We start from the raw sequence: 20320 nt of genomic DNA, 5'->3' as shown, positions 1-20320 counted from the left end.
TTTCTTATGATTGCGAGTTATGGCTGTAGAGATAATAAAGAAATTTACGAATTATAGTTCTTTACCACCGTTCTTTTGAAGTCGGAATAAATCTCTTTGATCTTGCCAATATAATAATACGCATTGCAGGACGTAGTAATAACATAAATAGGATCTCTCTATGCTATTGGTAATACAAGATTCTTTGGAATATCGCTTTCTTAGAGTTTGGGATGCGTTCTTAGAGATCGTCGTTGATAAAGAAAAATTAGAGACTTTAACTAGCTTCCAAAATCATCAAGAATAATCGAACTCCGCTCGACCCCATAGTCATCAAGGAGTTTAAGAATACTGCTATTGTGTAGGGGCGGACCGCATACATAGTAAAGGTAATCTTCAGGATTATCTAACTTACTTAATTGAGCTAGATTAAATGCTCGAAATAAAAAGTTTGTCTTTGTAGGGTCATCTTTATCCCAACCCGCAGCAATGTCTTCAGGAAGAGGTTCCGAGAGTACTAGGTGATAATGGAAATTTGGAAACTCTTTTTCTAAATTCTCATATTCTTCTTGGTAAATATTCTCTTTTAATGAGCGAGCACCATACCAAAGATCAATTTCCCTTGTAGAATGTTTGTTTAAAAGCAGATCTAGAATGTGGCTCCTACTAAAAGATGAACCCGCGCCTCCAATTAGAAATATGAGAGAGCGATCGTCATCTTTCATAAAAGATTCTCCATAAGGGCCTGAAACAGTAATTTTGTCCCCAGGTTTTAAAGAGAAAACATAGGAAGAACAGACTCCCCAGGGAATCTCTGGATTGGGCCTTCCATTGATAAAAGGAGGAGTAGCAATACGTACGTTAAACTTAATCGTAGGAAGCTCCGCAGGATAAGAAGCTAAAGAATAGGCTTTGTTTGCAGAATCTTGAGTAAGTTGGCTGTTATCTATAACTTGATCAAATAGATGAAAGTGTTCCCAATCGCTGTAATACTCAGGAGCCATTGTTTGCTTCCAATCTGAAGAGTTGGTTTTATAGCTCGGCACCGTAATTTGTAAGTATCCCCCAGGCTTAAAGGGAATTGGTTTATTTGGATCTACAGTAACAACAAGTTCTTTAATAAAGGTAGCTACATTGTCATTGGAGATCACAGTCCCTACCCAAAAAGAAGCATTTAAATACCTCTCTTCAATTTCTAAACTCATGTCATGTTGAACTTTGCACTGGCATGAAAGGCGCCAGCCTTCCTCGAGTTGTCTTTTTGAAAATGTAGAACGGTCTGTTTCTAAAGGTTCGTCAGCACTTTTAACAATGCGAACTTTACATTGCTTACACGTAGCTTTTCCTCCACAAGGAGAAGGAATAGGAATTCCTGAACTTAATAAAGAAATTAAGAGAGTTTGACCACTCTCAACTGTTTTAGTGAGCTCTTCATTGTCATTAATCTTTAATTTACAAGGATACACCTTAATAAAAAACTTGCGGGATAGAAGGATCACAATCGCAAGAATCACGCCAACAGCGCAAAAGATAAGACTAGCAAAACAAATGAAATAGAGGCCTGAAAGCCAATTCATAACGATAAAAATCCTAGACTTTATGAAAAGCTCATAGAGTCAAATTATAACTTAGCGCATAAAAAAGCAATAAACCTTAAGGCAATAAATAAGAAATCCCACGATTTTAATCGTGGGATGAGAGCCCTAAGAAGTTGCCTTATGCTTTGTTAACGCCAGGCTTGAGGATTTCAGAGATTGCTCCTTTTAAAACTTCCACTTTCCCAGAAGCAATATTTAAAATTACCGTATGTTCATGGATCTCATCAACAATACCAACAATTCCCATGGCTGTGACTTTATCTCCCTTAGCAAGGTCATTCTTACGTTTTTCCATGGCTTTTCTGCGTTTTTGTTCGGGACGCCATAAGATAAAATAAAAAAACAAAACGGCAATTGCCAACATAATGGCAGGCTGCACAAAAGTATTTTTTGACTGAGCTACTTCTTCTTCTGCAAACAACGGCACAGAGCTCAATAAAAATAGAAAACACGTAACTATATGAGAAAGCATGCAATCACCTTAAATTGGGTTAATTCGAAGCAAGATTATCATAATAGGAAGCGAGCATTCAATGCTTTTCCTAGAGATCGATCTCTCTTTCTAATAAAATAATATTTTCTAGATGCGTCGAATACGGAAACTGATCAATAGGCTGCATCTTTTTTATGCGATATCCTCCAGAGACAAGGTCTGCACATTCTTGAAATTGTGTTTTGGGATTGCAAGAAATGTAGATAATTTTTGGAGAACCTATACGTAAAATATACTTAAGCACTTTATTTTGCATACCACAACGTGGAGGATCAATAACAATTATATCAGGAGTTTTAAAATTTTCATTCCTTTTGCAGAAAGCTTTAGCATCTTCTAGGTAGACTTCGCAATTTGCCTTGTTGTTTGCTTTGATGTTCTCTTGAGCTGAAGCTACAGCATCAGGAATAATTTCAACGCCAATCACCTTTTTCACATAGCAAGAAAGCATGATCCCTATAGTTCCTGCTCCACAATAGAGATCAAGAAGAATTTCCGAACCTTGCGGGTTGATAAACTCTTTAGTGGTTTCTATAATTTTCACAGCCTGACTAATCTGGGGTTGAAAGAAACTTCTGGGACGCAAACTAAAGGATGCGCAGTTATCATCACTAGGTAAAGACAATTCTTGCTGTATGGAGGATTCTCCATAGAGGTTTGTAGTTTTGTAATATGTAGGAATACCACGCGCAGCTACCTTTTCTTCCCAATAGATCGAAGATATGTTTAGAGAAGATGAAAGTAGAATGTTTTTCCATTGCTCTATGATTGTTTCGTCTACCCTATATTCTGGAGCTCCTGATGTTGTTAGAATAACCATAAAATTTTGCTTTGGGCTCCCAATACGGATAGTTAACGTGCATAACGAGCCTATGTTTTTAGGAGGGAAATAGGCCATAAGCTCTGGATATTTATCCCACCATTCTCGAGTGAGTTGTAAAATATCCATAGTGTGCTCATGAATAAGCAGACATCCAGTAACAGGAATGCCTCTCTTTGGTTTTGTAGAGCTGATGAATCCTAAGCTTTTTTCTCCTTCATAGGTTTGAAAAAAGGAGAATTCCATTTTATTTCTTCCTCTTAAAGAAGGAGAACATGGAAGGATAGGAGCAATCATATCCGAGGGAATTAAAGGAGAGAACAACTGATGAAGGAGTTCTTCTTTTTTCTTTAGGGAATCACGATAATCAGATTGAGGGAATGAACATCCTCCACACATACCAAAATGTGGACAGTTTTGGGTTGTAGACATAATTAAGATATAAATTTAGTTTTTGTTAAAGAAATTCTCAGTGAGAACAAAACAACAATTCATAGAGACTTTCGTTTCGGACCCCTAGATGAGATCTTTGAAAGATAGTTTGAGAATATCAAAAGCAAATAGAAATTTTATCACGAAGGAAAATTATATCACTACCTTTTTAAGAAAGAATTTACAGGCGTGACAAATAAAATTAGGGGATAAAAAAGAGGATAAGTAGAAAACTACATATCCTCTAAACGAAATAAAGCTAATGCCGATTATTTTCTAAATCCGCGTGCTTTGGAAGGTTTTTTAGCTTTTTTTGCTGCGAGCTTTTTAGGTGCAGGTTTAGAAGCTTTGACTGCCTTCTTAGTTTTAGCTGCAGGAGCTTTTTTTACCGCAGCTTTTTTCCCTTTGGCAGGAGCCTTAGTTGCTGGCTTACGTTTTAATAACCCAGATTTTTCTGCTTTTATAGATTCTTTTCTGTAAAGTTTCGCAACCTTTTCTAATTTTATAGAGTCTGTGCGTACTCTTTGAGCTGCTGCCTTGTTTCCTTTTTCTGCTTTGGCTAAGTCATGTTGGATGCTATCCAGCAGGTCTTTCATTTTTTTTGCCGTATCTTTTAGCGCCATGAAAAGCGTCCTCTAGTTGCTGTTTTAAACTATTTTTACTTGTTTTAATTTTTAATTAGTTTGTTTGTTCAAATTCATGCAACCATTTTTTAGAAAAAAATAAGACTTTTGTAAGTTATTTGTATTTTGTTATGAGAACACACTTCTTTGTTTATCAACGTGTTAATTTATAAAAAGATTACAAAACAGCTTTAAAAAAATAAGGAACTTTCTGAGAGGATTTGGGTTTTTTTTTCGTGTTTTGAGTAAAATGAAGGACGTATTTGTATCAATTTTTTATGGCATGTAAAGACAAGAAGAATATTTTCTTTGATAATTGGGAATTTATTTTCGATAAATCGAATACAGTTCGAAGTAATGAAACTTCCCGCATCCCTTACTTTCAAAAAATGCCTGCTATAAAGGTAATAGAAGTATTTAGATGAAGAAACTATATCACCCCACCCTATTGCTGAAATCTTTGGTTCGGCTGAGCCTAATTCTTGTTTTAAGTTTTACATTGATTTCAGCAAATATCCCACAGCAGAAATCTTTTGGTCATTGTTGTGCAGATATGCACTCGGCATTGATATCAGGAAAAAATTGTGAAGAACTCTTCACAGAATTTATTGAGCGGGTTCTTATGGATAAAGAGAGTCTCTCCGTCCGCGATTGGGGAACTGTTGTTGTCCTGGTCCGTCAGTATCTTTTGAGATGTATTCGTCAAGGGGAGTGCGAATACGGAGTAAAAATTCTTCAGAAACTACTAACACTACGCTTACCCAAGGATGTTAGGAAAGAATTACAGATATTATGGCAGCGTTTTAATCCAGAGCAGGCTCCTCTGCGAGATATTGTTGAGCAGCTTTTTAACATAGGCTGTCACGAATCTTTACAAGATCACTTGCTCTTTGAACTCTACACAATGACATTGCATAGCAGTTATGAAAACCGTAAACAGGATATCCTATTAGCTAAAGAACAAGGTGATTATAAAAAGGCTCTAGAATTGGCAAAACAACTGATTGAAGCATTAGAAAAGGGATCGTGTAGTCCTCATCCAGAGATACTACAAATAGAAAACACTTTTTTACAAAAGACACTACTTGCTTTGCAAATAAAAATATCACAAGAAGCTTCAGAATCTTGTGATGCTTTACTCACACCCTACTGCTTCTCTGAAATTGCCTATACTGAAGCTGTCGATACCTTGATAATGCGTATAGCCAAAGGTGAGGTTTCTCGTACTGATGAGGTGGATATTGTCTTACTCAACCATGCTTTGCAATGTCTGCCTTTTGCACGGGAAAAAGCGATTCGCGAGCTTGAAGTTCTTATCGATCACGGAGCCTATTTACATTCCACATTACTATATTACGCATATTTCTCTTTGTTAGAACTTTATCATCAAAATAAAGACTTTGCATCAATGGAGCGTTTACTAGAAAGGGGGGATGCAGTCTTTATCCCAGGTCATCCATATTTTCCAGAGTATGGATTTTTTCTAGGAGCAAATTTCTATGCTAAAGGAAATTATGAGAGCGCTCAGAAAGTTTTCTTAGAGATTGTAGATCCAGCTATAAAACTAGGTGCTACTTTCGCTAAGGTGTATGAATATTTAGGATGCATTGCTTATGTTAAGAATCATTATAAGAAGGCAGAAGAATACTTTCTCCGTGCTTATAAGAGTTGGGGACGTGAGGAGTCTGGTATAGGGTTATTTTTAGCATACGTTGTACAAAAGAAAAAAACTTTATGTCAAGAGATGCTCTACCACCCTCAATTTTCTTTTACATACCGCCATTTGATAGATTCTCTCTATTCTTTATCTTATCCAGATCTTGGAAATGAGAATAAATCTGAAAGCAAAAGAGGCCTTAGGGCTTTGCCTGAGCTTTCAGAGATTTATAGCCGCTGTATCTATGATATGATTAAATATAGGAATGCTGTTTATGAGCATCCTATTATAGAGCTTGCCCACAACCACGTTCGTAATCTAGAAAAATGCAATTTAGAAGAAATTTGTAGGGAGACGAAAGATCCAGAATATTATAAAGCCCTAGCTTTTTGGGAAGCACTCCAGTCGGGATCCAAACCAATGTCTCTCCTTGAAATTTCTGATGTTGATGAAGCAAGGATAACTATGCGTTGCTATGAAGCTTTATATTGTCATAATCCCGAAGCTATAGCAATGCTGCCAGAAGCTTTTTCTGAAGAATGTAATTCTTGGCAAACTGCACTGCGAATCGTTTGGACGTTGGTACGACCCAAAGGAACTCCTAATCATTCTAAGTATTGTGATCGCCTTGCGCTCCGTCCCCATGGCGATAGCCTGTATTTTCTTGCTTATGATCTTCAAGAATATTTAATTGGTGATGAAGATGCATTGAAACATCTTTCTTTATTTGCGGACATCTTCCCTAAATCTTCCCTGCTTTCACTTGTCTATTATATGCAAAGCTATAGCGAACGCTCACCTTTGAGGAAAGTCGGATGGTTTATTAAAGCCCTCGAAGAATTTTCTGAGATTTCTTGGTCAGGAGAACATAAAAAAACATGGGCGTATGTCTATTATATGGTAAAGTTAGATCTTGCTGATGCCTACATCTCCTTAGGAAATTTCTCTCAGGCAGTTCATATTCTTGAGGAGGTTAAGGAAGATTGGCAAGTCCCGAATCATCCCAAACTACATTTTCTTAAGGCAGAGGAGTGCTACTTAGCTATGGAACTGCGATGGGTAGAGGGATTGGCATATGGATATTCCCAGTTAAATGAAACAACCCGCCTTTCGAATCATCTTCTTGAGCATGTACAAAAGAGCTTGATTTCACCACGTTCTTATAGAGAATATTATCGAGAGTCTTTAGGAAGGACTACGGCGTTATGCCAGCGTTTTCTCCCTGCTTAAATCGTATATGGTATGATACGCAGAAGCTATACATCGATTGAGCCCTGGACCTGCAATATTTTGCCCTACAATTTTTAAATTTCTCGGTAGACAAGGGAAGATACGTTGCTTCGCTTCTAGGAAACCAACAGCATGTTGAGGTATGCCATCTTGAGGTGAAAATAAAGCAAAAGCATCGGGTTTTTGATTGATATGCAGGTATTCTGAAAGAGCTGCTATAGCAAAGGCATGGGCTTCCGCTTCTCGCCATTTTCCTTCAACTAGAAGGGAGAGAACAGTTTTTCCTGAAAACGGTTGTGGGAAGATCTGTGAGTTCCAGACGATGCCTAAAAGGGGAAGCTCGTCTGCAAATAGCATCCCATAACCTTTGGGAAGAGAGAAACTAGGGTGATGCCAACCCAAGCTGATGCTAGATAGATTCCAAGGGAGAACTCTTTTTGCTAAATCTTCAATTCTGTGATTAGGAAGCAAGAGAGGGAGCTGATCCATAGGTCCTGTATAGATCACCATATCTGCAGAAAATGTATCCGAAAGTGTGGTTACGCAAGCTTCTTTTAGCGAACAATCGATGTTAGTTACGCAAGTTGAAAACTTCCATGTTGCGGGAAGTTTTTCTTTGATAGTAGTAATTAAAGTTCCCAAAGAAGGAGAGAGAGAGGCAAGATATCCTTCGCGCTTAGGAATCTTTTTTTGTGGTCTGTTTTTAAGATAACTGCGTAATAGAGAACCGCTGCAAGCTTCTCTCTTTGCAAGTTCAGGAAAAGCCATGTGAGTGGAGAGAATCCCGCTATGACCTGCACGTATTGCTGTGATTACTGGATCTAAAATGTAGTTTGTAAAATTTTGTGAACTATGCCGTTTTAAAAAATCCTGAACAGAGCTATCTTGCACATAGCAAGGCGCACGGAGATCCTTAATTAAAGAAGAAAGCAAACCCTCTTTGATTAAAGTCCATGCAGATATTTTATGCGCTTTTCCCCTGTAATGGACAAAACGCTTTTTCGCTGCATTATCACTGAAGATCAACGAATTTTGAAGGCCCAGTTCGTGGATAAGTCTTAGAGTATAATTTCCCTCTCCGCGAGTCAGGAATCCTTTAGGACCGAGGTCAAAAGAAAACCCTTCGTGATATTCAGTGTGGACAAGGCCCCCTGCGCAGGCTCTTTTATCTAAGATAAGTATTTCGACTTGTGGGAATTTTTGGTGCAGCCACCAACCTGCAGCAAGACCAGAGATTCCTGCCCCTATAATGATTGCTGAATTCAAACCAACCTCCTCTATCGAAGTTTCTCTGGATTTTTATATAGAAGCAGAGAAACACTCTTTTTTAGATACTTTATCGAGAAAATAGCGATCGAAAGCTGTGGCAATGACTCTGACAAACAGTTCTCCAAGAGGCGTTACTTTCAAAGAGCAAGAACTGTTGTAAATGAGACCTGTAGTTTCCATGCTGATCAAGCGATCACGACTTTCTATAAAATAAGCATCAAACTGATATCCAAAAAGATTCAAAAACTCTTCCTTTTCTACCGAAAAAGTGCACATTAACTTATGGATTACCCATTTTCTAATGCGATCGTCTTCAGTAAGAATTTTACTTTTCACAGTAGGAAATGTTCCTCCAAGTACGGTTTTGTGATATGCCTCAAGGGTTTTGGCATTCTGTAGATAAATTCCACGAATAAAGCTTGTAGAAGTCATCCCTAAACCAAGAAGATCTTCCTCTGGAGGGAGAGAATACCCCTGGAAATTGCGGATCAGAGTTTTATTTTTAAAGGCAAGGGTTAGAGGATCATGGGGAAGAGAAAAATGATCCATGCCGATGGCCTGGTATCCTGCTTTTGTAAGCAAGTGCCTCGATTGAGAATAAATCGCGAATTTCTCTTCCATAGAAGGCATATCAGTAGCTTTCATTGCTTTTTGGTGCGGCTTGATCCAGGGAACCGAGGCAAAAGAAAATAGCGCAAGACGGTCTGGACGCATCGCTAAAATATCTTGAATTGTTTTAGCAAATGTCACTTTTGTTTGTTTGGGAAGGCCATAGATTAAATCGATATTGATACTTTGGAAGCCTAGTTCCTTAAATTTTTCATATGCTCCTATGGATTCTTCCTTGGATTGTCGTCGTTTTACAGCTTCTTGGACAGCAGCTTGGGTATCTTGAATGCCCAAGCTGACTCTGTTAAACCCTAACTTCTGAAAGAAATCGGCTTTTTCTATATCGCTTCTTAGAGAACGAGGATCAACTTCAATAGCAATTTCTTCAGTATGCGTAAGATCGAAGAGCTTGTGTAGTTTGTCAAAAAGCCGATGAAACAACTCTCTTGAAAGTCGACTAGGAGTTCCTCCTCCAAAATGAATTCGGGATACCTGAGGCCTAGTCCCTATGTTTTGAACTACAAGTTCCATTTCTCGGATTAGGGTGTTGATATAAGCTTCTACAACATCTTCACGACGGTTCAAAACAACAGAACAGCCGCAATACAAACACATTGATTGACAGAAGGGAATGTGGAAATAAAGAGAGAGGGGTCGGGGGTTTTCTCTAATTTTCTCGAAAGCTAGAAAAGCTGGAGTCGCATCAGAAGATTCCCATTCTAAAGCTGTAGGGTAACTTGTGTACCTGGGCGCGGGTTGATGAAGTCCTTCTAAGAATTTAAAGTTGACATTGAACATAAGAAACTACCAACTGGACGTTTTCTAAAGGTGTTTCAGGAAGAATCCCATGTCCAGAATTAAAAATGAAGTTAGGAAATGTTCTTAAAGGAACAAGGAAATTTTCTACATAGTTTAATAATTTTTCTTGGGGCAATAAAAATAGTGCTGGATCCATATTTCCTTGTAGAGAAGGCATAGGAATGGGATTTTTTTGAATGCGATGAAGGTCTACATGATAATCTGGGTGGAGGGTATCAGCTTGAGTGGCTTTGAGAGTGTAGAAATTTTCTTCAAAACAACGGCAAAATAAACTCACGGGAATAGAGTGCTCTTTAAGTTTTGCTATTAGGGTACGATTTGGTTCTGTCACATAGCGTGTAAATAATGCTGAAGGAAGACGCAGACTGGAAGATTCAAAAAGCTGTACAGCAACAGCTCCTGCATCGATTTGTGTTTTTAGGTAAATCTCAGTCCCTTCAATGATTTTAGAGAGTAGCTCATCGAATTTTTTGGGATAACTATATAAAAAAGACATTGTCTTAGAGAAATCTTTGGAAGCACCTCCATCGATTAGATAGCTGGCTAGCGTAAAGGGAGATGCTGCAAAAACAATAAGAGGGACAGAAAGTTTTTTAGTGAGACTTCTAATAGCATCCAAAAGATAGCAGAAAGTAGTTTGTGGATCGGAAGTAAAGGTGAAAGGTTGCTCTGGAGAAAATTGTATGCGGGGACCAGGAGAAAAGTCGTAAGTCACGCCAAAACCATCCAAGATCGATAGAATATCAGCAAAGAGAATAGCAGCATCTACATTGAGCAAAGAAGGCCCTAAAAGCGTAGTCTCTACAATTGCCTCCGTATTATGAAAAAAAGTCTTTAAGGATTGGGATCCTTTTAATTCTTGGTATGGAGGCATATACCTTCCCACCTGTCGTAAAAGCCATATGGGAGGATGTGAGGCACTTTTAGATTTTAAAAGATCAAAAAAAGCAGACATAGATGTCCTAATTACGAAGCGTTCATTAAGAGGCCCCTTTCTATAGACTCAATGACTTCTTTGGTTAGAAGTTCAGGAGTGGGCGATAGAGCATAGGGCAGGGTTTTCTTGGTCTGTTCAGATTTGCTAAGGCATTTTTGAACATACAGAGCATTAGCAGTTCCCTTAATGCTGCAAATGCCGTGCTGTAGAGCAAATAGACGGACTTGGGCAAGGGCAAAAAGCCAGGAGATCTCTTGAGGTAAGGGACCAAAGCGATCTCGCATTTCTTCTTGTATTGCGGCAAGCTCTTCATCATTTTCAGCATTACCGATTTTTTGGTAAAATTCGATGCGCATTGAGGCAGTTTCGATATAGGTATCAGGAATACGCGAATTGTAAGGAAATTCTATTTTCACATCGTCATTAAAAAGTAGAGGAGACGTATGTTTTTTTAAAGCTGAAACAGCTTTTTTTAGTAACCTACAGTACAGATTAAACCCTATAGTTCCTATGTGCCCTGATTGATCTGTTCCAAGAATATTCCCTGCTCCGCGGATTTCTAAATCGTGGAGAGCAATCTTCATTCCCCCCCCATATTCTTGCTTATTTAAAGCAGCTAATCGCTTGGCTGCCTCGCCAGTTAATCTGTCTAAGTGAGAAACTAGAAAATAACAGTATGCTTTTTTATTCCAACGCCCTACACGTCCCTTCATTTGATAAAGATCCGCCATACCAAACTTATCGGCATGATCTATCAAAATAGTATTGGCATTCGGAATATCAATACCGTTTTCTATTAATGCAGTAGCAACTAGGATATTGGTTTGCTGGTTTTTAAATTTCGTAAAAATGTTAGAGAGATCCTCAGAGCACATCTGACCATGAGCGACGCCAATACGAGCTTCAGGGATCAGATTGCGAATTGTCTGAGAGAATCCCGCTATGACCTGCACGTATTGCTGTGATTACTGGATCTAAAATGTAGTTTGTAAAATTTTGTGAACTATGCCGTTTTAAAAAATCCTGAACAGAGCTATCTTGCACATAGCAAGGCGCACGGAGATCCTTAATTAAAGAAGAAAGCAAACCCTCTTTGATTAAAGTCCATGCAGATATTTTATGCGCTTTTCCCCTGTAATGGACAAAACGCTTTTTCGCTGCATTATCACTGAAGATCAACGAATTTTGAAGGCCCAGTTCGTGGATAAGTCTTAGAGTATAATTTCCCTCTCCGCGAGTCAGGAATCCTTTAGGACCGAGGTCAAAAGAAAACCCTTCGTGATATTCAGTGTGGACAAGGCCCCCTGCGCAGGCTCTTTTATCTAAGATAAGTATTTCGACTTGTGGGAATTTTTGGTGCAGCCACCAACCTGCAGCAAGACCAGAGATTCCTGCCCCTATAATGATTGCTGAATTCAAACCAACCTCCTCTATCGAAGTTTCTCTGGATTTTTATATAGAAGCAGAGAAACACTCTTTTTTAGATACTTTATCGAGAAAATAGCGATCGAAAGCTGTGGCAATGACTCTGACAAACAGTTCTCCAAGAGGCGTTACTTTCAAAGAGCAAGAACTGTTGTAAATGAGACCTGTAGTTTCCATGCTGATCAAGCGATCACGACTTTCTATAAAATAAGCATCAAACTGATATCCAAAAAGATTCAAAAACTCTTCCTTTTCTACCGAAAAAGTGCACATTAACTTATGGATTACCCATTTTCTAATGCGATCGTCTTCAGTAAGAATTTTACTTTTCACAGTAGGAAATGTTCCTCCAAGTACGGTTTTGTGATATGCCTCAAGGGTTTTGGCATTCTGTAGATAAATTCCACGAATAAAGCTTGTAGAAGTCATCCCTAAACCAAGAAGATCTTCCTCTGGAGGGAGAGAATACCCCTGGAAATTGCGGATCAGAGTTTTATTTTTAAAGGCAAGGGTTAGAGGATCATGGGGAAGAGAAAAATGATCCATGCCGATGGCCTGGTATCCTGCTTTTGTAAGCAAGTGCCTCGATTGAGAATAAATCGCGAATTTCTCTTCCATAGAAGGCATATCAGTAGCTTTCATTGCTTTTTGGTGCGGCTTGATCCAGGGAACCGAGGCAAAAGAAAATAGCGCAAGACGGTCTGGACGCATCGCTAAAATATCTTGAATTGTTTTAGCAAATGTCACTTTTGTTTGTTTGGGAAGGCCATAGATTAAATCGATATTGATACTTTGGAAGCCTAGTTCCTTAAATTTTTCATATGCTCCTATGGATTCTTCCTTGGATTGTCGTCGTTTTACAGCTTCTTGGACAGCAGCTTGGGTATCTTGAATGCCCAAGCTGACTCTGTTAAACCCTAACTTCTGAAAGAAATCGGCTTTTTCTATATCGCTTCTTAGAGAACGAGGATCAACTTCAATAGCAATTTCTTCAGTATGCGTAAGATCGAAGAGCTTGTGTAGTTTGTCAAAAAGCCGATGAAACAACTCTCTTGAAAGTCGACTAGGAGTTCCTCCTCCAAAATGAATTCGGGATACCTGAGGCCTAGTCCCTATGTTTTGAACTACAAGTTCCATTTCTCGGATTAGGGTGTTGATATAAGCTTCTACAACATCTTCACGACGGTTCAAAACAACAGAACAGCCGCAATACAAACACATTGATTGACAGAAGGGAATGTGGAAATAAAGAGAGAGGGGTCGGGGGTTTTCTCTAATTTTCTCGAAAGCTAGAAAAGCTGGAGTCGCATCAGAAGATTCCCATTCTAAAGCTGTAGGGTAACTTGTGTACCTGGGCGCGGGTTGATGAAGTCCTTCTAAGAATTTAAAGTTGACATTGAACATAAGAAACTACCAACTGGACGTTTTCTAAAGGTGTTTCAGGAAGAATCCCATGTCCAGAATTAAAAATGAAGTTAGGAAATGTTCTTAAAGGAACAAGGAAATTTTCTACATAGTTTAATAATTTTTCTTGGGGCAATAAAAATAGTGCTGGATCCATATTTCCTTGTAGAGAAGGCATAGGAATGGGATTTTTTTGAATGCGATGAAGGTCTACATGATAATCTGGGTGGAGGGTATCAGCTTGAGTGGCTTTGAGAGTGTAGAAATTTTCTTCAAAACAACGGCAAAATAAACTCACGGGAATAGAGTGCTCTTTAAGTTTTGCTATTAGGGTACGATTTGGTTCTGTCACATAGCGTGTAAATAATGCTGAAGGAAGACGCAGACTGGAAGATTCAAAAAGCTGTACAGCAACAGCTCCTGCATCGATTTGTGTTTTTAGGTAAATCTCAGTCCCTTCAATGATTTTAGAGAGTAGCTCATCGAATTTTTTGGGATAACTATATAAAAAAGACATTGTCTTAGAGAAATCTTTGGAAGCACCTCCATCGATTAGATAGCTGGCTAGCGTAAAGGGAGATGCTGCAAAAACAATAAGAGGGACAGAAAGTTTTTTAGTGAGACTTCTAATAGCATCCAAAAGATAGCAGAAAGTAGTTTGTGGATCGGAAGTAAAGGTGAAAGGTTGCTCTGGAGAAAATTGTATGCGGGGACCAGGAGAAAAGTCGTAAGTCACGCCAAAACCATCCAAGATCGATAGAATATCAGCAAAGAGAATAGCAGCATCTACATTGAGCAAAGAAGGCCCTAAAAGCGTAGTCTCTACAATTGCCTCCGTATTATGAAAAAAAGTCTTTAAGGATTGGGATCCTTTTAATTCTTGGTATGGAGGCATATACCTTCCCACCTGTCGTAAAAGCCATATGGGAGGATGTGAGGCACTTTTAGATTTTAAAAGATCAAAAAAAGCAGACATAGATGTCCTAATTACGAAGCGTTCATTAAGAGGCCCCTTTCTATAGACTCAATGACTTCTTTGGTTAGAAGTTCAGGAGTGGGCGATAGAGCATAGGGCAGGGTTTTCTTGGTCTGTTCAGATTTGCTAAGGCATTTTTGAACATACAGAGCATTAGCAGTTCCCTTAATGCTGCAAATGCCGTGCTGTAGAGCAAATAGACGGACTTGGGCAAGGGCAAAAAGCCAGGAGATCTCTTGAGGTAAGGGACCAAAGCGATCTCGCATTTCTTCTTGTATTGCGGCAAGCTCTTCATCATTTTCAGCATTACCGATTTTTTGGTAAAATTCGATGCGCATTGAGGCAGTTTCGATATAGGTATCAGGAATACGCGAATTGTAAGGAAATTCTATTTTCACATCGTCATTAAAAAGTAGAGGAGACGTATGTTTTTTTAAAGCTGAAACAGCTTTTTTTAGTAACCTACAGTACAGATTAAACCCTATAGTTCCTATGTGCCCTGATTGATCTGTTCCAAGAATATTCCCTGCTCCGCGGATTTCTAAATCGTGGAGAGCAATCTTCATTCCCCCCCCATATTCTTGCTTATTTAAAGCAGCTAATCGCTTGGCTGCCTCGCCAGTTAATCTGTCTAAGTGAGAAACTAGAAAATAACAGTATGCTTTTTTATTCCAACGCCCTACACGTCCCTTCATTTGATAAAGATCCGCCATACCAAACTTATCGGCATGATCTATCAAAATAGTATTGGCATTCGGAATATCAATACCGTTTTCTATTAATGCAGTAGCAACTAGGATATTGGTTTGCTGGTTTTTAAATTTCGTAAAAATGTTAGAGAGATCCTCAGAGCACATCTGACCATGAGCGACGCCAATACGAGCTTCAGGGATCAGATTGCGAATTGTCTCGGCAAGAGTATAAATGCTTTCAATGCGATTATGAATTACATAGGCTTGTCCTCCTCGAAGGAGCTCATGTCTTAAAGCTGCTGTCAGGGTTTCGGTAGTATGTTCCATTACAAAAGTACTTACAGGTAACCTATCCAAAGGAGGCATGCTAATCACAGAGAGATCACGGGCTCCAGATAGAGACATGTGTAATGTTCTTGGAATGGGAGTCGCGGATACTGTAAGACAGTCAATATTAGGATAGCGCTCTTTAAGATTATCCTTAACTTTAACTCCAAAGCGTTGTTCTTCATCAATAACTAGTAAACCAGGATTATTAAACTCTAGGTTCTTGTTAATTAGCTTATGAGTCCCAATAAGAATATCAATTTGTCCTGAAGCAACTTTTTCAAAGATGAGTTTTTGCACTTTGGCTTGGCAGAAACGGGAAAGCACAGCAATCTCTATCGGTAACCCTGCCATTCTTTGCTTAAAAGTTTCATAGTGTTGTGTTGCTAAAATCGTAGTGGGAACCATAACAATAACTTGCCGATGGCCGTCGCAAACGGCCTTTACTGCAGCTCGCATAATGACTTCAGTCTTTCCAAAGCCAGCATCACCACAAATCAATCTATCCATGAGTTTTGGAGACATCATGTCATTATAAATTTGATCGATAGCCTTTAGCTGATCAGGGGTCTCTTCATAAGGAAAAGTTTCGGCAAACTTGATTACCGATTCTCCGTGAGGAGGATAAACGAAAGCAGGAGTTGTGGAACGTTGTGCTTCTAGCTGTAAAAGCTTCTCTGCATAGACGATCAAAGATTTTTCTGTGAGATCTCGAGACCGCCTCCACTTCGAACTATTTAGATGATGGAGATTGACAGACTTATCAGAAGTTCCCACATAGCGAGAGATTAGATATGCCTGATTTGAAGGAACATAAAGCCGAGCTTTATCTGCATACTCTAAAACAAGATAATCTGTTTCAATATTGAGATGGTTAGGTTTTTTTTCTACTCCTACAAATTTTCCAATTCCGTTATGGATATGGACAACAGTTTCTCCTGGAATCGGAACAAAAACTTCTTCAGTAGTAACCGAAAAGTGAGTACGTTGTTTTTGCCTCCGTAGTACTTTTGTAGAAGCAAACTCTGATAGGGAAATCGCTGCAAAGGCTTCGTTCACTAGTGCAAAGCTCGAAGTTAGATTTCCTGTTTTTTCATAGATTTCAACATCCCCACTAGCGACAGTCTCTGCTAGAGCTCGCGCCTCTTTTAAAGATTTAGTTTTTGTGCTGTAGATTGCTAATTTTAATGGTTTGCCATGAGGAGGCATGTATTCTTGGAGATGCTGTAAGAAAGTGAGTAAAGGATTCCCATCACTCTCAGCAATTTGAGAGGGGTATAGTATAGAAACGGATTCGCGAAGAGCTTCTATATTTCGGTGAAATGCCTCGATGATAACGCGGTTTTCCTTGAGATTCTTTACATTGGGGAAAAGAACCTCAGAGAAATAGACTTGATGCGACGTTGCAATGCGATCGTAAAAACTTCCAATGGGGAAAAATCTATCTGGAAGAGAAGAAAGTGTTCCAGAAATATCGGCAAAGTCATCTTCTAAAATTTCTAGGTTGTCAAAGAGATATAGAGGAGAAGTTTTGAAATAGTCTAATAGAGAATGAGAATACTTCCCTTGAGCAGACTCTTCTATATAGGCTGGAGAGATAGAAATTTTTGAGACTTTTCCCGTAGATAGCTGATCTGAGGGGTTATACGATCTGATAGAAATGATCTTCTCTCCCCAAAATTCCATTCGGAAAGGCTCGGGAGAGGATAAGGGGAAAATATCAACGATGCCCCCGCGATAAGAAAATTCTCCCTTTTCACTCGTTAGCATTACCTGAGAATATCCTAAATTTCTACATAGTTCTGTAGTTGTTTCTGGATCCAAGATATCTCCAACTGCGAGATCGAGATGTTGTTGGCTTGTTGCTTCTGGAGAGCGGGTTTTTTCTAGAAGAGCCTTTAACGTCGTTACACAGAATATCGGAGCATCTTGCTGGTTCAAGTTGTAAAGAACGTTGTCTCGCTTCCCTACAGCATCTATGTTCACTAATTTTGGAGAGAGATCAATTTCAGAAGAGGGAAATTCTATAGGGGATTTTTCTAAAAATGTCCTTAAATTTTCAAAGAGATCGTCGAGACGTGCAGGTGTCGTAATCATAACTACAGAAGCACGATAGTCATGAAACATCTTTGCTGCAAGGAATGCCGTCGCTCCTGGATGAATATTTTCTAATAGTAAAGGAAGCGTTCTCTCCTTGAATTCTTTGGAAATAGAAAAATCTAAATTAATTGGGTTGAAATCCATTGCCATAAAGTTTCATTTAATACTTCTGTTCCTGGAAGAGAGGGAGCACTACCTTGTGCGGATTGGTCCTTTCCTCCCCAGCGGCCACCACAAGGAGTAAGGACGGCCTTCAATAAATCCTGAGCAAGGACGCCTTGTGTGATGAGGTCGTCAGAGACTCGGGATAGTATAATATATTTTCCATTTTTCTCTGTTGTCCATAGAGAAACTAATTTTTTCGGAATCCTTTGATGTAAGCATTGTGCGTACTGCTGCAAACGATGATTCTCATTTTCTGCTAGATGATGAACGAGATAGGTGATTCCCTCTCGTTGATGACAACCGTTGATTAACTTATCTAATTTTGTCTGAATAAGACTGTTTTCTAACTCAGTTAACAGTTTTTCTTGTTGTTTGCGCTCATCTAAAGTTGCCGTGAGCCTTGGTAAAATCTGATCCCTAGGAACTTGTAATAGTAGAGCAATCTCTTCTAGTATTTCGCTTTGTTGGTGTACCATTGCCTCAGCTTCCTCCCCAGTGACAGCTTCGATACGTCGAATCCCCATCGCTATAGCATGTTCTTTGACAATACGGAAGAACCCGATATCTCCTGTAGCTTCCGCATGAGTGCCTCCACAAAGTTCGTGAGATTGCCCTGCAGAAATTACTCGGACAACATCACTATACTTATCTCCAAAGAACTGTTTGATTTCTGAGGATCCCATCACATCAGAATAGAGAGATTCACGAATATTTACAGGATGATTCTCTCGGATACTTTCGTTGACCAGAGTTTCAATAGAGAAAAGATCTTCAGGTGAGATTGCCTGAGGGTGGGTAAAATCTAAACGGATTTTTGTATCGTCAACATAGGAGCCTGCTTGACGAATGTGATCACCTAAAGTCATTTCTAAAGCTTTGTGTAATAGGTGACAGGCAGTGTGATTGTTCGCAATCTTCTTCCTACGAGAACAATCTACTTGAGCAGTAACCGCAGCCTCTACAGTTAAAATTCCTTGGGAAATTTTCCCGTGATGTACGATTAAACCAGCTTTAGGAGACGTTGTGTGGGTAACAATAAAAGTCCCTTCACTACAAAAGATCTCACCAGAATCCCCAATCTGACCGCCTTTTTCTGCATAAAAAGGAGAAACTTTTAATATAATTGCACCCTCTTCTTTCTCCTGAAGAGAAGAAACTAGGTGATCTTTAAAAACGATTGCTTCGATAAACGTATCACAAGAGAGGTTATCATATCCTATAAATTCCGAAGCTAAATTTAATTCACTGTAAATAGATCCAGAAATTCCTTCTGATTTAGCAATATTTTTTCTAGAACGTTCCTTAGCTTCTTGTTCTAACTTATGGAATGTATCCATGTCGATACTATAATTGTAGTCTTTAGCTAACAAAGAAATCTCATCAATAGGCATGCCATAGGTATCTTTGAGCTTAAAAGCATCTTCGCCTGAAATAGAGGACAAAGAGGAGGAACTTTTCAAAACTTGTTGTAAAAGGTTCCCTCCACGGTCCAGGGTTTTAAAAAAACTTTCTTCTTCTAAAGTAAGTGCTTTTTGAATTTGAGATAGTGAATTCTTTAATTCTGGGTATGCCTCTCCCATAGCATCTACTAATGAAGGAACAATTTCTGCCAAGAAAGGATTATGAAAACCTAAACGTCGTCCGTAGTTTACGGATCTTCTTAAAATTTTCCTTAGCACATAGCCTCGCTCGGTATTACCTGGCAGGAGACCATCAGCAATAGCAAAAGATAAAGAACGTACGTGATCTGCAATCACCCGGAAAGCCGCACCACTATCATCAGGATGATATACTTTTCCAGATAGCTCCTCTGTCTTTGCAATTAACTCTCGCAATACATCAGCTTCAAAAACAGTGTGAGTCCCAGCAATTAAAGAGACAAGCCTCTCTAGACCAGCTCCTGTATCGACGTGTTTATTAGGTAAAGCAAGTAAAGAGCCTTCGCTAGTGCGATTAAATTCCATGAAGACTAAATTCCAATATTCGAGGAAACGCTCTCCTTCAGTATCTTCAAGGGGAGAAGAGGCTTTCCCAAAACTGGGGCCGCGGTCAAAGAAAAGCTCCGAACAATAGCCACAGGGGCCTGTGTTCGCCATGCTCCAGAAATTATCCTTATCTGTAAGACGGAAAATACGATCTGTAGGGAGATATTTTTCCCAAAGAGCAAATGCTTCATCGTCTTTTTCGTGCACTGTAGCGTAAAGTCCTTCGGGATTAAAATTAAAAACAGATAGAGATACTTCCCAAGCAAACGCAATAGCCTCTGCTTTAAAGTAGTCTCCGAAAGAAAAGTTTCCTAACATTTCAAAGAATGTGAGATGTCTTGAAGTATGACCCACATTATCTAGATCGTTGTGTTTCCCTCCAGCACGAATGCATTTTTGTGATGTTGTGGCTCGAGAGTAGCTTACCTTCTCTTTGTTTAGGAAGATGTCCTTAAACTGATTCATTCCTGCATTAGTAAAAAGAAGGGAGGGATCATTGTGAGGAAATACTGGAGAGGAGGGAAGAATTGTATGGTGACGGTTAGCAAAAAATTTTAAAAAATTAGAGCGAATAGTATTGCTTAACATGAAAAAGACTCTCAAAGGCAGCGGTTTTTCAGATTCTTTGCCATTATAGGAGAGTTCTTTATTTTCGTCTCTATCCCTAATTTTGAGTTAAAAAAACTTCATTGGTTCGCATGGAGATGCTATCAAAAGTTCATGTGTTTTTGCAGGAATTGCTGGGTAAGAGTTGCTTGCTTTTTGGTTGGGGATGACCTA

The 20320-nt window shown here is 39.1% G+C and carries 13 protein-coding genes and 2 pseudogenes; 2 read left to right on the top strand and 13 right to left on the bottom strand.

The features are described 5' to 3' along the window. Positions 1-160 precede the first annotated feature (160 nt). Positions 161-286, top strand: a complete 126-nt coding sequence (locus CMV32_RS05660) for a hypothetical protein (RefSeq protein WP_275051707.1) — start codon at positions 161-163, stop codon at positions 284-286. Here the strand turns inward: CMV32_RS05660 and nqrF are convergent. The 4 genes from nqrF to hctA form a co-directional block, all read right to left on the bottom strand. Beyond that, complete coding sequence (nqrF, locus tag CMV32_RS01950) at positions 261-1556, bottom strand: NADH:ubiquinone reductase (Na(+)-transporting) subunit F (protein WP_100934245.1); 1296 nt, start codon at positions 1554-1556, stop codon at positions 261-263. The two genes, CMV32_RS05660 and nqrF, sit on opposite strands and share 26 nt — an antisense overlap. A 139-nt stretch (positions 1557-1695) precedes the next feature. Further along, positions 1696-2049, bottom strand: coding sequence for a preprotein translocase subunit YajC (yajC, locus tag CMV32_RS01945; RefSeq protein WP_100934244.1), 354 nt, complete (start codon positions 2047-2049; stop codon positions 1696-1698). Positions 2050-2119: 70 nt separating this feature from the next. Beyond that, a complete protein-coding gene (gene rlmD, locus CMV32_RS01940; protein ID WP_100934243.1) occupies positions 2120-3322 on the bottom strand; it encodes a 23S rRNA (uracil(1939)-C(5))-methyltransferase RlmD in 1203 nt (400 codons plus the stop codon). Between the two features lie 269 nt (positions 3323-3591). Continuing rightward, positions 3592-3945: a histone H1-like protein HctA gene (gene hctA, locus CMV32_RS01935; protein ID WP_100934242.1), complete on the bottom strand. Its 354-nt coding sequence runs from the start codon at positions 3943-3945 to the stop codon at positions 3592-3594. A 421-nt stretch (positions 3946-4366) separates the two neighbouring features. Here hctA and CMV32_RS01930 point away from each other — a divergent pair, with 421 nt between their 5' ends. Further along, positions 4367-6832 carry a hypothetical protein gene (locus tag CMV32_RS01930; protein ID WP_100934241.1) on the top strand — a complete coding sequence of 822 codons (2466 nt, stop codon included), beginning with the start codon at positions 4367-4369 and terminating at the stop codon, positions 6830-6832. On the opposite strand, the gene CMV32_RS01925 is transcribed toward CMV32_RS01930, so the two are convergent. The 9 genes and pseudogenes from CMV32_RS01925 to alaS all read right to left on the bottom strand — a co-directional run bounded on the left by CMV32_RS01925 (position 6806) and on the right by alaS (position 20128). Next, the gene (locus tag CMV32_RS01925) at positions 6806-8098 is read right to left on the bottom strand and encodes a protoporphyrinogen oxidase (protein WP_100934240.1); all 1293 of its coding nucleotides are present in this window, start codon (positions 8096-8098) and stop codon (positions 6806-6808) included. The genes CMV32_RS01930 and CMV32_RS01925 overlap by 27 nt on opposite strands. A gap of 33 nt (positions 8099-8131) precedes the next feature. Next, positions 8132-9508, bottom strand: coding sequence for an oxygen-independent coproporphyrinogen III oxidase (gene hemN, locus CMV32_RS01920; RefSeq protein ID WP_100934239.1), 1377 nt, complete (start codon positions 9506-9508; stop codon positions 8132-8134). Further along, positions 9489-10484 carry a uroporphyrinogen decarboxylase gene (gene hemE / locus CMV32_RS01915; RefSeq protein ID WP_100934238.1) on the bottom strand — a complete coding sequence of 332 codons (996 nt, stop codon included), beginning with the start codon at positions 10482-10484 and terminating at the stop codon, positions 9489-9491. Before hemE (CMV32_RS01915) ends, hemN (CMV32_RS01920) begins: the two co-directional genes overlap by 20 nt. A gap of 11 nt (positions 10485-10495) precedes the next feature. Next, a pseudogene (locus tag CMV32_RS01910) lies at positions 10496-11395 on the bottom strand (TRCF domain-containing protein); the annotation flags it as partial. After that, positions 11394-11885, bottom strand: a pseudogene (locus tag CMV32_RS01905) (FAD-dependent oxidoreductase); the annotation flags it as partial. The pseudogenes CMV32_RS01910 and CMV32_RS01905, both read right to left, overlap by 2 nt. 33 nt (positions 11886-11918) lie before the next feature. Further along, complete coding sequence (gene hemN, locus CMV32_RS01900; protein WP_100934239.1) at positions 11919-13295, bottom strand: oxygen-independent coproporphyrinogen III oxidase; 1377 nt, start codon at positions 13293-13295, stop codon at positions 11919-11921. Continuing rightward, complete coding sequence (hemE, locus tag CMV32_RS01895; protein ID WP_100934238.1) at positions 13276-14271, bottom strand: uroporphyrinogen decarboxylase; 996 nt, start codon at positions 14269-14271, stop codon at positions 13276-13278. Before hemE (CMV32_RS01895) ends, hemN (CMV32_RS01900) begins: the two co-directional genes overlap by 20 nt. An 11-nt stretch (positions 14272-14282) precedes the next feature. After that, on the bottom strand, positions 14283-17534 hold the full coding sequence (mfd, locus tag CMV32_RS01890; protein ID WP_239923139.1) for a transcription-repair coupling factor: 3252 nt from the start codon (positions 17532-17534) through the stop codon (positions 14283-14285). Then, the gene (alaS, locus tag CMV32_RS01885) at positions 17510-20128 is read right to left on the bottom strand and encodes an alanine--tRNA ligase (protein ID WP_100934236.1); all 2619 of its coding nucleotides are present in this window, start codon (positions 20126-20128) and stop codon (positions 17510-17512) included. The genes mfd and alaS overlap by 25 nt, the downstream gene beginning before the upstream one ends. Positions 20129-20320: the final 192 nt, after the last annotated feature.

Source organism: Candidatus Chlamydia corallus (assembly GCF_002817655.1).
Classification (GTDB): Bacteria; Chlamydiota; Chlamydiia; order Chlamydiales; family Chlamydiaceae; genus Chlamydia; species Chlamydia corallus.
Note: the sequence above shows the minus strand (reverse complement) of the source record. Positions and strands in the feature narration are given on the sequence as shown.